Source organism: Methylobacterium sp. WL9 (assembly GCF_008040035.1).
Classification (GTDB): Bacteria; Pseudomonadota; Alphaproteobacteria; order Rhizobiales; family Beijerinckiaceae; genus Methylobacterium; species Methylobacterium thuringiense.
The window spans coordinates 60,032-74,300 of sequence record NZ_VRVE01000010.1 but is presented as its reverse complement, the minus strand read 5'-3'; the positions used below and the strand labels follow the sequence as shown (position 1 = coordinate 74,300).

Below are 14,269 nucleotides of genomic sequence, written 5' to 3'. Positions count from 1 at the left end.
GCATCGCGCCGCACCGGTCGCCGAATGCCGGCTGGCCGGAGGCGGCGATGGCGGGGGCGCTCGGCTTGCGGCTTGCCGGACCGCGGGTCTACGGCGAGACGCGGGTCGAGGATGCCTGGATGGGCGACGGCCGGGCCGAAGCCGGCCCGGCGGATGTGAAGCTGGCGCTGCGGCTCTACCGGACGGCGTGCCTGCTGCTGTTCGGCCTCGCCTGCGCCGGTCTCCTCGTCATGGTGCTGTGACGGCCCGCGCCGTCACAGGCATGGTGTGACGATCGTCCCCTTCTTTTCCTTGAGTGCGTCGCGAACGTTCAGAAGCGAATAGCGCTCCGACTTGTCGAGGCTCGGATACTCGATCGTGAAGTCGGCCGCCCGGCTCGCGAGGAGGGCTTCGGCCAGATTCTGCAGCGTGAAACGGGCGCCACGCGCTTCGGTGGGACCGTAGCCGCCGGTCACGGAGAACGGGAAGCTCTTGCCGTCGACGACGACCTGCACGTCGAGCGGTTTTTGTTTGGGCGCGGTGTCGGCGACGCCTTCCAGGATGATCCCCGAGCGAAGCTCGTCGGTGCCGGATCCGCAGAAGATGATGAAGTTGCCGCCGCTATTGTTGCGGATGCTCGCCTCGACGCTGCCCTGCCCGGTTCCGACGACCCAGCGGTAATCGACGGCCTCGGCGGGCGTCGCCGCCAGGATGGCGAGCAGGGCCACGACACGCTTCATCGGCATTCGCTCGAACTCCCGTTGCTCGCCACCAGAGCCGCGCCCGATCGCCTTGCAGGCGAGCTCGGCTGCAACACCGTGTTTCGTCGCGCACTCTGCCGAGCCGGCTCCCGCTTCGGCGATGTGCGCTCCGGCTTTTAGCGTGATCCGCCTCTGCCGGCGAGATCGCGGATACCGGCCAGCGCCAGCAACCCATCGCAATCGAGATGCGCTTCGAGGTGGTCCGCGAAGCCGTCGAGCACGGCTTCGATACCCGCCTCGTAGGATGCTCCTCCCGTTGCGGCGCCGAGCCGCGTCAGCCAGGCCGCGCGCTGCGCGTCGTCCGCGAACAGCCCGTGGACGTAGGTGCCGGACACCCGGCCGTCGGCTGAGACGGCCCCGTCGGCCCGGCCGTCGGCGAAGCGCAGCAGCGGGCGGGCGGCGTCCGGCCCGGTGGTGTCGCCGACATGCATCTCGTAGCCGCTGAACGGCACCCCGTCCGGCTCGCTCGTGCCGGTGACGGCGACGAGGCGCTTGGCGGCCGTCATCACCGTTTCGATGTCGAGGAGGCCGAGCCCGTCGATGCTGCGCGGCGCACCCTCGATGCCGTCCGGGTCGCCGATCCGCCGCCCGAGCATCTGGAAGCCGCCGCAGAGGCCGAGGACGCGGCCACCCCGGCGGACATGCGCGCGGATGTCGACGTCCCAGCCCTGGGCCTGAACGAACAGGAAATCGTCGATCGTCGTCTTCGAGCCCGGCAGCAGCACGAGGTCGACATTGGCGGGGATCGGCTCGCCGGGGCGCACCCAGACCACCTCGACGCCCGGCTCCTGCCGCAGCGGATCGAGATCGTCGAAATTCGCGATATGCGGCAGCACCGGCACGGCGACGATCGCGCCGGCGCCGGTCCGCGCGATCGGCGGCGCCAGACTCATCGCGTCCTCGGCGGGCAGGCGCGCGGCGGCGTGGAAGTGCGGCACCAGGCCGAACGGCGTCCAGCCGGTGGCCTCGGCGATCATCGCCATGCCATCGCTGAAGAGCGTCGGGTCGCCGCGAAACCGGTTGACGATGAAGCCGCGGATCATGGCGGCGTCGTCCGGATCGATCACCGTCTTGGTGCCGACGAGGCTCGCGATGACGCCGCCGCGGTCGATGTCGCCGACCAGCACCACCGGCGTGTCCGTTGCGCGGGCAAAGCCCATATTGGCGATGTCGCCACGGCGAAGGTTGATCTCGGCGGGCGAGCCGGCGCCCTCGACCAGTACGATGTCGGCCTCGCCCTCGAGATGCTCGAAGCTCTCGATCACCGAGGCGAGCAGGCGCGGCTTCCAGCCCTGGTACTCCCGCGCCTTGGCGGTGCCGACCATCCGGCCCTGCACGATCACCTGCGCGCCGACATCGCTCTGCGGCTTCAGCAGCACCGGATTCATGTGGACGGAGGGTGCGACCCGCGCGGCGCGCGCCTGCAGCGCCTGAGCCCGGCCGATCTCGCCGCCATCGGCGGTGACGGCGGCATTGTTCGACATGTTCTGCGGCTTGAACGGGCGAACCGCGAGACCACGGCGCGTAAACACGCGCGCCAGTCCCGCGACGATCAGCGATTTGCCGACGTCGGAGCCGGTGCCTTGGATCATCAGGGCGCGTGTCATCGATGCGGATCGCCCAGGGAGGGTGTGTTCAGGGGCGCCACATCATGCTCTTGGTCACGACCGCAGCACTCCACTCCAGCGCGACGGTGCAAGATGCCGCGGAGATTGCGCTGATGAATTCGCTTCCCGCCGTCATTCCGGGTTCCGCTGCGCGACCCGGGAATGACGTTGGAGGATTGCATGCTCGACGGCTCAGTCCCGTGGGCCTGCTAGAAGAACGGCCCCGGCCCATAGCCCCAACCGTAAGGACGCGGGCGGAACGGCGGGTACGGACCCGGTCCGAAGCCGGGACCGTAGGCGAAGACCGGGCGCGGACGGAACGGCGGCGGGCCGTAAAAGGGCGGCGGTCCATCGAAGCCATCATCGAAAACCTCGCGGTAGATTGGCCGCGGTCGCAGATAGACCGGGCGCTCGACCACGACCTCGCGCACGATGCGCCGGGTCCGGTAGACCGGACGCTCCACGACGACCCGGCGCACGATCGTGCGTGGCCGGTAGACGGTGCGGGTGCGGATCTCGGGCGGCGCCCGATAGGCCTGGACGACCGGCTCGTCGGCCTGGGCCGGGGCCGCGGCGCCGAGGACGCCGCCGGTCAGCAGCAGGGCGCCGGTCAAGGCGAAGGCGAAGCGTGTCATGGTCCACCTCGTCGATGCGCGAGGCTCCGGGAAGGCGCCGCGCTGTTACGGCGAAGGTTGTGCAACGGCGCGATGGTGGCATCAAGACTGCGGCCGGATGGCGCGTGTCGCACGCGGATCGGACCTAGGCCATGCGCCGCGGTGACGGCGCGTTCCCATATGGAGGCCGGGCTTCTGTCCCGCCCCGATGGACCCGCACCCGGCACATCGTGCACGCGCTCTACCCAGGGGCGCGCTCGACGCTATGCCGCTCGCCCAAAGTCCCGACTGGCAGGATCGATACCCTCCTGTCCGTCGCGGCCGGTAACGCGGACGGTCACCGGATATCGCCTTCAGGCTGAGGCACGACGCCATTCCGCCGGATCCGAAGGATCGAAGGCAGGCGGCGAGATATCCGGGCCCGCCTCGGCTCAGAACTCGATCCCCTCCTGCGCCTTCACGCCCGCCGCGAAATGGTGCTTCACGCTGCCCATCTCGGTGACGAGGTCGGCGGCTTCGATCAGGGCCGGCTTGGCGTTGCGGCCGGTGACGACGATGTGGAGGTCCGGCCGGCGGGCGCGGAAGGCGGCGACCACGGCGTCGAGATCGAGGTAGTCGTAGCGCAGCGCGATATTGAGCTCGTCGAGGATGACGAGGCGGATGCTCGTGTCGGCCATCAGGCGCTCGGCCTCGGCCCAGGCATGCTTGGCGGCGGCGAGGTCGCGGGCCTTGTCCTGGGTCTCCCATGTGAAGCCCTCGCCCAGCGTGTGCCAGTCGATCTGGTCCCCGAACGCCTTGATGGCGTGCTTCTCGCCCGTGTCCCAGGCGCCCTTGATGAACTGCACGACTCCGACGCGCCAGCCGCGGCCGAGGGCCCGCAGCATCAGGCCCCAGGCCGCCGTCGATTTGCCCTTGCCGGGGCCGGTATGGACGATGAGCAGGCCCTTCTCGATCGTTTTCTCCGCGACCTCGGCATCCTGCACGGCCTTGCGCTTCTCCATCTTTTCGCGATGGCGGGCTTCGTCGTCGCTCATGCGGGCGCTCCGGGATTGTCGGGGGAGGGTTTGACGGTCATCGGCAGCCCGGCGACCATGAAGACGACGCGGTCGGCTTGCTGCGCCAGCCGCTGGTGCAGCCGCCCGGCCTCGTCGCGAAAGCGGCGGGCGAGCGCGTTGTCCGGCACGATGCCGAGGCCGACTTCGTTGGAGACCAGCACCAGCGGGCCTCGGGCGGCAGCGCAGGCGTCGCGAAGCGCGTCGACGGCGGCAGGCAGGGCCGATTCGGCGAGCATCAGGTTGGTCAGCCAGAGCGTCAGGCAGTCGACGAGCACCGGGCCATGCGCGGCGGCGACCGCCTGAGCCAGATCCGTCGACACGTCCTGCGTGATCCAGCCTTCGGGCCGCCGCTCGCGATGCAGGGCGATCCGCGTCCTCATCTCGTCGTCCCAGGCCTGTGCCGTGGCGAGATAGCGCCACGGACCGGGGCCGGCCTCGATCAGCGCCTCCGCGTAGCGACTCTTGCCGGAACGGGCGCCGCCGAGCACCAGGGTCATGCGAGGGGCGGTTGCAGTCATCCGCCTCCCTTGCCGCGCACGGAGCCGAAGGTCAAAGCGGATCGTTCGTGGCGGGCGCGGTCACTGCGCGGCGCTGTTGCGCCTCACCGAGACGCGGTTCGGCACCTGATCCGGCTCCGGCCGCCAGAGCGGGACGAGGACACGCAGCCAGGCGCGGGTCTCCTCTCCGCCAAGGTTGCGCTGGGCGATGTCGCGGGTGACGAAGGCCTGGATTGTAAACTTGTCGAACGCGTAGCCGACGAGGCCGCCGACCGCGACCTGGCCGACATGCCGGTAGCCCAGCCGGCCGGTCGGCAGGTCGGTCGAGCCGAAGGCGACGGCGCCGGCCTGCCACTTGCCGAAGCGCTTGGTCGCGGTCAGGTCGAGGTTCATGTAGTCGGAATAGAACACGCCGGTCGGCGAGGTGTTGTCCAACATCGTGCCGTAATGGAGGTTGGCCGTCAGGTTCCAGCCATCGCCGACGTAGCTGATCGCGAAGCGTTGGGCGATCGAGGCCGACCGGAGCGCGAAGAGCGTATCGCTCGGCCAGAAGCCGCCGAGGAAGTAGCTGACGCCGAGGTTGTCGCCGATCTTCCAGGCGACCTGAGCCGTCGTCAGCGGCTGGGCCAGGCCCGCCTGCCACGGCCCCTCCTGCGGGCTGACCGCGTTGAACGGGAACGACTGGATGAACCGCAGCTGTCCCCCCAGCACGGTCCAGGGGGTCGCCCACAGAAAGACGGCCAGATTGTTGTTGCCCTGGTTGTCCCGCGGCAGCGTCCCGCGCTCGGCGAAGCTCGAAGTGACGTTCATCTGGACGCCGGTTGGAATCTGCCAGCCCGTCGGCAGGCCGACGGTGATGCCCGGCAGCGCAGCGGACCGGGCAAAGGCCGCGGACGGCACCAGAGCAACGCCCAATGCTGCGGCTCGAAGAAGTTTCAACCCGCTTCGCCGCACTGCGCCAGTCATTGCTTCTCTTTCAACTCAACTAAAAGTTATAGTTTTGCGGAGCACAATCGATTGAAGTTGGAGTAAATTTGAATTGTACCGTACTATGCTTGATTATCGGGTCTGCATTCCTGCGTAAATTATGCATGTGCGTCACACGTCGTGTCATTCACGCAAAAAGAATAGCCTGCATGGGATCAAATCATTGCCTCGAACGTAGGTGGGGCGTCGCGCCGATTCGTTGCCCGCCCACTGTTTGCCGGGCGGCATCGACGGGAACGGCGCGGCGCGTCGTTGTGCCCGGCCGCGACAGCGTTTATGGAGAACCGGACGGTGCCTCGGAGACGGGGTGAAAAGGGAATGCGGTGAGAGGTTCGCCTCGAACCCGCGGCTGCCCCCGCAACTGTGAGCGGCGAGTTTCTGTCGAGAGCCACCGGAGCGATCCGGGAAGGCGGCAGGCGCATCGACCCGCGAGCCAGGAGACCTGCCGTCCCCCGTGTTCTCGATGCCGCCGGCGGGGCGGCCGGAGTTTTTCAAGATGTCCACGACCACCGCTACCGTTCAGACCGCCGCCGCCGCCAGCGAGAGCACCCGCGCGATCGTCATCGCCGCGCTGCTCGGCCTCGGTCTCGTGTTCATGACGGGCTTCGCCCCAGCCATGGCCCTGCACAACGCCGCGCACGACTTCCGGCACACGCAGAACTTCCCCTGCCACTGACGGCGCTGGAAGCGTGTCCGATCCTTTTCGATCGAGACACGCCTTTCATCCCTTGTTCTGACGCGCTCAGTCTCGTCGAAGCGGCATCCGCTCCGGCGACGAGCGCTCTAGCGCCGGACAGCATCTCATGATCATCCGATTGGTGTCGGCGGCCCTGGTCGCCGGCTTCCTCGCGGCCGTCGTCGCGACTGGCCTGCAATTCGCCCTGACCTCGCCGCTGATCCTCAAGGCCGAGGTTTTCGAGGCGCAGGCCGGCAAGCAGGCCTCGCTGTCGTCGCCCTTCGCCCATCTCATCGTACCGGCCCATGGCGATGCGCATGGCCATGGCGAGGGCGGCGCTGCGGAGGCGTGGCAGCCCGCGCCCGGCCTCGAGCGCATGGCCTATACCGGCCTCGCGACTCTCGTTGGCGGCGTCGGCTACGCCCTGCTCCTCGGCGCGGTGATGTTGGCGCTGAAGCGGGTGCCCTCCCCCGAGACCGGCCTCGCCTTCGGCCTCGCCGGCTTCCTCACCGTCGCGCTCGCGCCGGCCATGGGCCTGCCCCCGGAACTGCCGGGCATGGCCTCGGCGGAACTCGGGGTGCGTCAGGCCTGGTGGGTGATGACCGTCGCGGCCACGGGCCTCGGCCTCTACCTCATCGCCGTGCGCCGCGTGCCGCTGACCATCGCGGGCGGCCTCGTGCTCATCGTCGCGCCGCATCTCGCCGGGGCACCGCTGGTGGTCGATTCGGACTCGAAGCTGCCGGCGGCCCTGGCGGCACAGTTCGCGGCGCGCTCGCTGGGCATCAGCCTCGTGTTCTGGGCGGTGATCGGGCTGGCCTATGGCTGGGCCTGGAACCTTTTCGCAGACAAAGCCGTGTCTGGCGGGCGCTCCCATGCCTGAAGAGACCGTTCTCTACGTCTGCACCACCTGCCGCGCCGAGGGCGACACCTCGGAGACCCGCGCCGGTGCTCGCCTGTTGGCCGCGCTTCGGGAGCGGCTGCCCGAGGATACGGCAGGCCTGCGCGTCGAGGGCGTCGAGTGCCTCTCGGTCTGCAAGCGACCCTGCAGCGTCGCGGTCGCCTCGCCCGGCCGCTGGACCTACGTCTACGGCGACCTCGACGCCGAGGCCTCCGCCCAGACCATCCTCGCCGGCATCGGTCTCTATGCCGGCACCGTGGACGGCATCGTGCCCTGGCGCGAACGTCCGGAAGCCTTCCGCAAGGGCGTCGTCGCCCGCATCCCGCCATCGCCCCCCGTAAAGGAGGCCGGACGCCCATGAGCATCGTCGAAAAGATTCCCTGCACCATCGTCACCGGCTTCCTCGGTGCCGGCAAGACCACGCTGGTGCGCCACGTCATGGAGCGCTCGGCCGGGCGGCGGCTGGCCATCATCGTCAACGAATTCGGCGATCTCGGCTTCGACGGTTCCTTCCTCGCGTCCTGCGGCATCGAGGGCTGCAACGAGGATTCGGTGGTGGAGCTGCCGAACGGCTGCATCTGCTGCACGGTCGCCGACGACTTCGTGCCGGCGCTGAACACGCTGCTCGACCGGGCCGACCCGCCCGAGCACATCCTGATCGAGACCTCCGGCCTCGCGCTCCCAAAACCCCTGGTCCAGGCCTTCCAGTGGCCGGCGATCCGCTCGCGCGTCACCGTCGACGGCGTCATCGCGGTGGTCGACGCGCCGGCCGTCGCCGCCGGCTTCTTCGCCGAGGACCCGACCGCGCTCGCCAACCAGCGCGCCGCCGACCAGGCGGTGGACCACGACAACCCGCTCGAAGAGGTGTTCGAGGATCAGATCCTCTGCGCCGACCTCGTGGTGATGAACAAGGCCGACCTGATCGACGCCGCCGCCCGCGAAAAGGTCCGCGCCGACATCCTCGCCCACCTGCCGCGCGCCGTGAAAATCGTCGAGACCGAGCACGGCCGGATCGATCCGCGCGTGCTCCTCGGCATCCAGGCCGCCGCCGAGGACGACCTCGACGCCCGCCCCTCGCATCACGGCGAAGGCGAGGACCACGATCACGACGACTTCGAATCTGTCGCGATGGACATCGCCGACACCAAGACCGCCGAAGACCTCGCCGCCCGTGTCACGGCGGCCGCCGAGATCCCCGGCGTGCTGCGCATCAAGGGGTTCGCCGAAGTCACCGGCAAGCCGATGCGCCTCGTCGTCCAGGGCGTCGGGCGCCGCATCGCGCATCACTACGACCGCCCGTGGAAGCCGAGCGAGCCGCGCGACGGCAAGCTGGTGGTGATCGGGCTGAAGGGTTTCGACCGAGCGGCCGTCGCGGCGGCGCTCAAGCCCTGATCGCTTCTGTCGGCAAGACCGGCCAATTCCTGTAGAAGCTGTTGTGATGTTGGAGCCTGCTCCCCAGCCGATGAGCGTCGCGGCCTTCTTCGCCTGGCAGGAGCGCCAGGCGGAGCGCTACGAACTCGTCGGCGGCGTGCCGGTCCGGATGATGGCGGGTGCCCGCAACGTCCACGACGACATCGTCGTCAATCTGGTGGCTGCGCTCCACACCGCGCTTCGCGGAAGCGGCTGCCGTCCCTTCACCGGTGACGGCAGCGTCGAGACGCTGCCCGGCCAGATCCGTCGGCCGGATGTCGGCGTCGATTGCGGCGCACGCGATCCGAGCGGGCTGAAAGCCGCCGCGCCCCGGCTCGTCGCCGAGGTCCTGAGCCCAAGCACCCGCGACTTCGATGCCTTCGAGAAGCTTGGCGAGTACAAGACGCTCGATTCCCTCGCCCACATCCTGCTGATCGAGCCGAACGCGGCCGAGGTCATGCTGTGGTCGCGCGACGACGAGCGCGCCTGGATCAAGCAGCGCATCGTCGGCCTCGGTGCTTCGGCCGAGCTTCCCGCTCTCCGCATCACCCTGGCTCTCGCCGATCTCTACGACGGCGTCGCCTTCCCCGCCCGGCCGCGCCTCGTCCAGGACGAGACGCCCGGCGGCGCGGCAGGCTGAGCGCCGCGCCATGCACCTCCTGCGCGTCGACACGGTCTCGCTCGACGAGGGCGAAGCGGCCATCGATCTCGGGCAGAGCCCGGGCGACGTCGTCGTGCTCTCCTTCACCGACAGCGACCTCGCCGGGATCGCGAGCGCCTATGCCGCCGAGCCCGAGCTGCCGTCGCTGCGCTTGGCCAAGATGGCGCAGCTGCGCCACCCGATGTCGGTGGATGTCTACGTCGATGCGGTGGTCGCGCGGGCGAAGGTCTGTGTGATCCGCTGCCTCGGCGGGCTCGATTACTGGCGCTACGGCATCGAGCGCGCCGCCGCCGCCGCCCGCGCCCATGGCGTCAAGCTCGCGGTGCTGCCCGGCGACGACCGGCCGGATTCGCGGCTCGACGCCTTCTCGACCGTGCCGCTGGCGCTTTCCGAGACCCTCGACGCGTATTTTCGCGCCGGCGGCGCCGACAACCTGCGCAACCTGCTGCGCCGCCTCGCGTCGGAGGCCGGCACGCCCGTTTCCTACGAGCCGCCGAAGGCGCTCCCGCGCGGCTTCCCCTGGTGCCCCGGCTGCGGACCGTTCGCCGTCGAGACCGCTTTGGCCTCGGCCGGGCCGGGGCCGACGGCGATGCTGCTGGTGTATCGCTCGGCCGTGCTGTCGGGCGAGAGCGGACCGGCCGTCGCGATCATCGCCGCGCTCAGGGAACGTGGCATCGGTTGCGTCACCCTCGCGGTGTCGAGCCTGAAGGATCCGGAGGCCGTCGCCGCCGTGCGCGCGGCCATCGCGGCCCGACGCCCCGACATGGTCATCGCCGCCACCGCCTTCTCGGCGCGTGAGGATGCCGGCTTCGTCCTCGACGCCGCCGATTGCCCTGTGCTCCAGGCCTACACGGTCGGCGCGCCGCGCGAGGCCTGGATGGCCTCGGCCCGCGGCATGAACGCGGCCGATCTCGCCATGCAGGTCGCCCTGCCGGAATTCGACGGGCGGCTCTCGGGCTTTCCGGTGTCCTTCAAGGAGGAGGCCGAGCCGATCGAAGGTTTTGTCGAGCGCCGCGCCGTGGCCGACCCGGAGGGAATCGCGGCGTTGGCCGACCGGGCGGCCGCCTGGGTTCGTCTCGCACGGACACCGCGTGAAGACCGGCGGATCGCGCTGGTGATGTCGGATTATCCTGCGCGCGGCGGCCGGGCCGGCTTCGCCGTCGGGCTCGATACGCCGGAGAGCGCGCGGGCGATCGCCGACGATCTGGCCGGTGCCGGGTATGCCGCCGGGGTCCTCGCGGATGAGGGCGCGCTGATGCGGGCGCTGACCGGGGGCGAGGCGACGTTTTCGGTATCGCTTGCGACGTATCGAGGCTGGTTCGGGCAGTTGCCGCCTGGGTCGCAGGATGAGCTGATCGAGCGTTGGGGCGAACCGGTAGCCGATCCAGTCTGCTGCGAGGGCGCGTTCCGTTTTCGCGCAGTCGCTGCAGCTGTATCCCACCCACACCCTCATCCCGAGGTGCCGCAGCGAAGCGGAGGCCTCGAAGGAGGGCTCCAGATACGAGAGCGATCCCTGGAGCCCTCCTTCGAGGCCGCTGACGCGGCACCTCAGGATGAGGGTTTTGGTAGGATGGGCCGTCCTGCTGAAACGGCAAATGGGGGCAACCTCACCGCCTTCCTCCAACCCGACCGCGGCCGCGCGAGCGACCGCAAGGCCGGCTATCACGACCCCGACGAGCCGCCGACGCACGCCTATCTCGCGTTCTACCTCGGTCTGCGAAACAACTTCGACGCCCTCGTCCATCTCGGCACGCACGGCACCACCGAGTGGCTGCCGGGCAAGGCCGTGGCGCTCTCGCCCGGCTGCTGGCCGGCGCGGGCGGTCGGGGCGCTGCCGGTGGTCTATCCCTTCATCGTCGACGATCCTGGCGAGGCCGCTCCGGCCAAGCGCCGCCTCGGCGGCATCGCGCTCGGTCACCTGACGCCGAGCGTCGAGGCCTCGGGGCTGACGCCGGAGGCGGCGGCGTTGCGCGAGCTGGTCGAGGAGTATTCGTCGGCGAGTGTGCTCGATCCGCGCCGCGCCGGGCTGATCGCCGCCGCGATCCTTGACGAGGCGACCGCCGCCGGGCTGCTGGCGGGCGCGGGCATCACGGCGAACACGCCGATGGCCGACGCGTTGACCGCGCTCGACGCCCATCTCTGCGATCTCGGCGAGACTCCGATCCGCGACGGCCTGCACGTCTTCGGCCGTGCCGCACCCGACGCGCCGGCAGCTATGCGGGCCTGCGCCGAAGCCGAGCGCGCCGGGCTTCTGGCGGCGCTCGACGGCCGCTTCGTGCCGCCCGGCCCCGCCGGCTCGCCCTCGCGCGGGCGCAGCGACGTCATGCCGACGGGCCGCAACCTCACGACCCTCGACCCGCGCAGCCTGCCGACGCGGGCGGCGACCATGCTCGGCGCCAAGGCCGCCCACGCGGTGGTGCGCCGCTACCTGCAGGACGAGGGCGAGTATCCGGCCCGCATCGTCATGGACCTCTGGGCCTCGCCGACGCTCCGCACCGGCGGCGAGGACGTTGCGCACGCGCTCTCGCTGATGGGCGTACGCCCGGTCTGGGATAACGCCTCGACCCGCGTCACGGGCTTTGAGGTGCTGCCGCTCGCCGTGCTCGACCGCCCGCGCATCGACGTAACCTGCCGCGTCTCCGGCGCGTTTCGCGACACGTTTCCGGATACGCTGGCCCTCCTCGACCGCGCCGCCCGTGCCGTCGCCGAACGGGACGAAGAGGACGCGGAAAACCCCCTCGCCGCCTCGCGGCGCCGGGGTGAGTCGGCCGCCCGCGTCTATGGCGCCGCCCCCGGCCGTTACGGCGCGGGCGCGGCAGAGACCGCCCTCGACGGCGCTTGGTCCGAGCGGAAGGACTTGGGCCAAGCCTATCTCGACGCCACCACGCACGCCTTCGGCGGGCGCGAAGAAACCGGCGATGCCGGCTTCGCCGAGCGCGTCCGCCAAGCCGACGCCTATGTCCACGCCTTCGACGTCGCCGAGCGCGACCTGCTGGACGGCGATGCGGCTGCGGACGCCATGGGTGGATTCTTCGCTGTCGCGGCCGGACGCGAAACTGCGCCGCCAGCCCTCTACAGCCTCGACGTCTCGGACCCCGAGACACCGCGCACCCGCACGGCCCGCGAGGATGTCGACCGGCTGATCCGCGGCCGGCTCGCCCATCCGCGCTGGATCGACGGCCAGCTCCGACACGGCTGGCGCGGCGCGCAGGAACTGGCGCAGGGCGTCGACGCGGTCTTCGTGCTCGCAGCCACCACCGACGCCGTCTCAAGCGCCGACCTCGACCGGCTGCACGCGGCCTGGATCGGCGATCTCGACGTGTTCGAGCGCCTGCGCGCCGCCAACCCCGACGCCACCCGCGCCATCCTCGACCGCTTCGACGAGCTGCGCGACCGTGGCCTCTGGCAGAGCCGCCGCAACGCCGCGCCCACCGCCATTCTCATGCAGGACGCGGCGGAGTGAGCGGGGAGCGTCGTCGCCGCCCCGACGACCCGGCGCGGCGCGGCTGGTGCCCGAGCCTCGCCCGGCCGATGCCCACCGGCGACGGGCTGCTGGCGCGCGTGCATCCGCCGCTGGGGATCCTGAGCGCGACGCAGCTTCGCTCCATTGCCGAAGCGGCCCGCCGCTACGGCAACGGCCATGTCGATATCACCGCCCGCGGGAACCTGCAGATTCGCGGCGTGACCGAGGCGACGGCCTCGGCCCTTGCCGCCCGGCTCACGGAGGCCGGCCTCGCCGACATGCGCGCCGATGGCGGCCCGCAGCGGTTGACGCTGACGAGTGCCCTCGCCGGGTTCGATGCGGACGAGGCTATCGACGTTTTGGCGCTGGCGCGAGCCATCGAAGAGATTGGGCTCACGGTGCCGGGCTTGCCGGCGAAGACGCTGGTGGCGATCGACGGTGGCGGCCGTTGGGGGCTCGCCGCGGCGGAGGCCGACGTTTTCGTGAGTGCGACCAGAGCGGGGTGGGTCGCGATCGGATTGGCGTCCGAGACCGCAACCGACTGGTTCGCTGAGATTGCCATCGACGATGCACCAGCGGCCGTCGGCCGGGTGCTGAGCGCCTTCGTCGCCACAGGACGGCGGCGCGTGCGCGACCTCACCGAAACCGACAGAGCGCAACTCGTCGAGGCGCTCGCCGAACCGTCGCGCGCATCCCCCTCTCCCCTCTGCGGGAGAGGGTGGCCCCTGCGTCAGCAGGGGTCGGGAGAGGGGTGCGCCGGTCCCGGAGAGTTCGGAGCCGGCCGCTCTCCCGCCCGCTCCGCGGGCACCCTCCCCCATCCCAAGTCGGGCTTGGCCGACTTGGGCAGTAGAAGGACAGATCTCGGGCTTGCCCGAGATCTTTTGGGGGGGAGGGTTTTTGCCGGCGCGCCTGCACCCGGCCTGACGGCCCTGCCGTCCGGCCGCACGGCCATCGTCGTCGAAGCTCCGTTCGGCCGCTGCACGGCCGACAACCTCGATGCCGTCGTAGCCCTCGTGGTCGGTGCGCCATCACTCGATGAGGCTGAATTCCACCCCCGTCACTCCGGGGCCGCGCAGCGGAACCCGGAACCCACGACGGGGTACAGCGTGTCGGGTAGGTTCCGAGTTCTCGCTCGCAGCGAGCCAAGGAATGATGGGGATGCGCCCGAAGTTCGTCGCGCCGGTCCCGAGGCAGCGCTGGCCAGCGAGGACGCCATCCGCCTGACCCCCGACCGCGGCCTCGTCATCTTCGTTCCGCTAGCCCGAGCCGCATCCACCCTCGCCGGCCTCGCCACCGCCGGCTTCGTCACCGACCCGGCCGACCCCCGGCGCGCCGTCGCCGCCTGCCCCGGCGCGCCGGCCTGCGCTTCCGGCACGACGCCGGTGCCGGACCACGCCGCCCAGCTCGCCGACGCCTTCGCCCCCTTCGCGGCGCGCGGTCTCACCGCCCACGTCTCCGGCTGCGCCAAGGGCTGCGCGCATCCGCGCAAGGCCGGCCTTACGCTCGTGGCCGATGAGGAGCGTTATCGCGTCGTCGTCGACGGTGCGCCGGGGGATGGCGGGCACGCGCCGCGCCTGACTTTCGAGGCGGCGCTGGACCGCGTAAGGAGGGCCGATCCGGCCCGGTCCTTAGCCGGGATTTTCGGGCCATGAGTTCCAGGA

14 protein-coding genes and 1 riboswitch are annotated in these 14,269 nt (G+C 70.5%); of the genes, 8 read left to right on the top strand and 6 right to left on the bottom strand.

Annotated features, from left to right (window positions below; all coding sequences use genetic code 11):
- Positions 1-242: cobalamin biosynthesis protein (locus FV217_RS06465; RefSeq protein ID WP_187272453.1), on the top strand; the 242-nt coding region annotated here is incomplete at its 5' end.
- A 12-nt stretch (positions 243-254) separates the two neighbouring features.
- On the opposite strand, the gene FV217_RS06460 is transcribed toward FV217_RS06465, so the two are convergent.
- The 6 genes from FV217_RS06460 to FV217_RS06435 all read right to left on the bottom strand — a co-directional run bounded on the left by FV217_RS06460 (position 255) and on the right by FV217_RS06435 (position 5,380).
- Positions 255-725: a hypothetical protein gene (locus tag FV217_RS06460; RefSeq protein WP_187272452.1), complete on the bottom strand. Its 471-nt coding sequence runs from the start codon at positions 723-725 to the stop codon at positions 255-257.
- Positions 726-856: 131 nt separating this feature from the next.
- Entirely contained in the window at positions 857-2,347 is a 1,491-nt protein-coding gene (locus tag FV217_RS06455; RefSeq protein ID WP_187272451.1) for a cobyric acid synthase, read from the bottom strand.
- Between the two features lie 209 nt (positions 2,348-2,556).
- The gene (locus FV217_RS06450) at positions 2,557-2,982 is read right to left on the bottom strand and encodes a hypothetical protein (RefSeq protein WP_187272450.1); all 426 of its coding nucleotides are present in this window, start codon (positions 2,980-2,982) and stop codon (positions 2,557-2,559) included.
- Positions 2,983-3,392: 410 nt separating this feature from the next.
- A complete protein-coding gene (cobO, locus tag FV217_RS06445; RefSeq protein ID WP_147816151.1) occupies positions 3,393-3,995 on the bottom strand; it encodes a cob(I)yrinic acid a,c-diamide adenosyltransferase in 603 nt (200 codons plus the stop codon).
- Positions 3,992-4,534 carry a bifunctional adenosylcobinamide kinase/adenosylcobinamide-phosphate guanylyltransferase gene (gene cobU, locus FV217_RS06440; protein ID WP_238230396.1) on the bottom strand — a complete coding sequence of 181 codons (543 nt, stop codon included), beginning with the start codon at positions 4,532-4,534 and terminating at the stop codon, positions 3,992-3,994. Before cobU ends, cobO begins: the two co-directional genes overlap by 4 nt.
- Positions 4,535-4,594: 60 nt before the next feature.
- Positions 4,595-5,380 carry a transporter gene (locus tag FV217_RS06435; RefSeq protein WP_147816167.1) on the bottom strand — a complete coding sequence of 262 codons (786 nt, stop codon included), beginning with the start codon at positions 5,378-5,380 and terminating at the stop codon, positions 4,595-4,597.
- Positions 5,381-5,772: 392 nt separating this feature from the next.
- A riboswitch (cobalamin riboswitch) is annotated at positions 5,773-5,965 on the top strand.
- A gap of 31 nt (positions 5,966-5,996) precedes the next feature.
- Here FV217_RS06435 and FV217_RS06430 point away from each other — a divergent pair.
- The 7 genes from FV217_RS06430 to FV217_RS23340 all read left to right on the top strand — a co-directional run bounded on the left by FV217_RS06430 (position 5,997) and on the right by FV217_RS23340 (position 14,260).
- Positions 5,997-6,176, top strand: a complete 180-nt coding sequence (locus tag FV217_RS06430) for a CbtB-domain containing protein (RefSeq protein WP_187272448.1) — start codon at positions 5,997-5,999, stop codon at positions 6,174-6,176.
- Between the two features lie 127 nt (positions 6,177-6,303).
- Positions 6,304-7,056 carry a CbtA family protein gene (locus FV217_RS06425; RefSeq protein ID WP_147816149.1) on the top strand — a complete coding sequence of 251 codons (753 nt, stop codon included), beginning with the start codon at positions 6,304-6,306 and terminating at the stop codon, positions 7,054-7,056.
- Positions 7,049-7,435, top strand: a complete 387-nt coding sequence (locus FV217_RS06420; protein WP_147816147.1) for a DUF1636 domain-containing protein — start codon at positions 7,049-7,051, stop codon at positions 7,433-7,435. The genes FV217_RS06425 and FV217_RS06420 overlap by 8 nt, the downstream gene beginning before the upstream one ends.
- On the top strand, positions 7,432-8,466 hold the full coding sequence (cobW, locus tag FV217_RS06415; protein ID WP_147816146.1) for a cobalamin biosynthesis protein CobW: 1,035 nt from the start codon (positions 7,432-7,434) through the stop codon (positions 8,464-8,466). The genes FV217_RS06420 and cobW overlap by 4 nt, the downstream gene beginning before the upstream one ends.
- 46 nt (positions 8,467-8,512) lie before the next feature.
- Positions 8,513-9,124: a Uma2 family endonuclease gene (locus FV217_RS06410; RefSeq protein WP_147816144.1), complete on the top strand. Its 612-nt coding sequence runs from the start codon at positions 8,513-8,515 to the stop codon at positions 9,122-9,124.
- Between the two features lie 10 nt (positions 9,125-9,134).
- Positions 9,135-12,608, top strand: a complete 3,474-nt coding sequence (cobN, locus tag FV217_RS06405) for a cobaltochelatase subunit CobN (RefSeq protein ID WP_147816142.1) — start codon at positions 9,135-9,137, stop codon at positions 12,606-12,608.
- Positions 12,605-14,260, top strand: a complete 1,656-nt coding sequence (locus FV217_RS23340; protein ID WP_238230390.1) for a precorrin-3B synthase — start codon at positions 12,605-12,607, stop codon at positions 14,258-14,260. The genes cobN and FV217_RS23340 overlap by 4 nt, the downstream gene beginning before the upstream one ends.
- The last annotated feature ends 9 nt before the right edge of the window (positions 14,261-14,269 follow it).

Excerpts from the sequence above, each read along its gene's own strand:
- FV217_RS06450 (WP_187272450.1), bottom strand. The coding sequence starts at position 2,982 with ATGACACGCTTCGCCTTCGCCTTGACCGGCGCCCTGCTGCTGACCGGC.
- FV217_RS06430 (WP_187272448.1), top strand. The coding sequence starts at position 5,997 with ATGTCCACGACCACCGCTACCGTTCAGACCGCCGCCGCCGCCAGCGAG.
- FV217_RS06410 (WP_147816144.1), top strand. The coding sequence starts at position 8,513 with ATGTTGGAGCCTGCTCCCCAGCCGATGAGCGTCGCGGCCTTCTTCGCC.
- FV217_RS06460 (WP_187272452.1), bottom strand. The coding sequence starts at position 725 with ATGCCGATGAAGCGTGTCGTGGCCCTGCTCGCCATCCTGGCGGCGACG.
- cobW (WP_147816146.1), top strand. The coding sequence starts at position 7,432 with ATGAGCATCGTCGAAAAGATTCCCTGCACCATCGTCACCGGCTTCCTC.
- FV217_RS06455 (WP_187272451.1), bottom strand. The coding sequence starts at position 2,347 with ATGACACGCGCCCTGATGATCCAAGGCACCGGCTCCGACGTCGGCAAA.
- FV217_RS06425 (WP_147816149.1), top strand. The coding sequence starts at position 6,304 with ATGATCATCCGATTGGTGTCGGCGGCCCTGGTCGCCGGCTTCCTCGCG.
- cobO (WP_147816151.1), bottom strand. The coding sequence starts at position 3,995 with ATGAGCGACGACGAAGCCCGCCATCGCGAAAAGATGGAGAAGCGCAAG.
- FV217_RS06420 (WP_147816147.1), top strand. The coding sequence starts at position 7,049 with ATGCCTGAAGAGACCGTTCTCTACGTCTGCACCACCTGCCGCGCCGAG.
- cobU (WP_238230396.1), bottom strand. The coding sequence starts at position 4,534 with ATGACTGCAACCGCCCCTCGCATGACCCTGGTGCTCGGCGGCGCCCGT.
- cobN (WP_147816142.1), top strand. The coding sequence starts at position 9,135 with ATGCACCTCCTGCGCGTCGACACGGTCTCGCTCGACGAGGGCGAAGCG.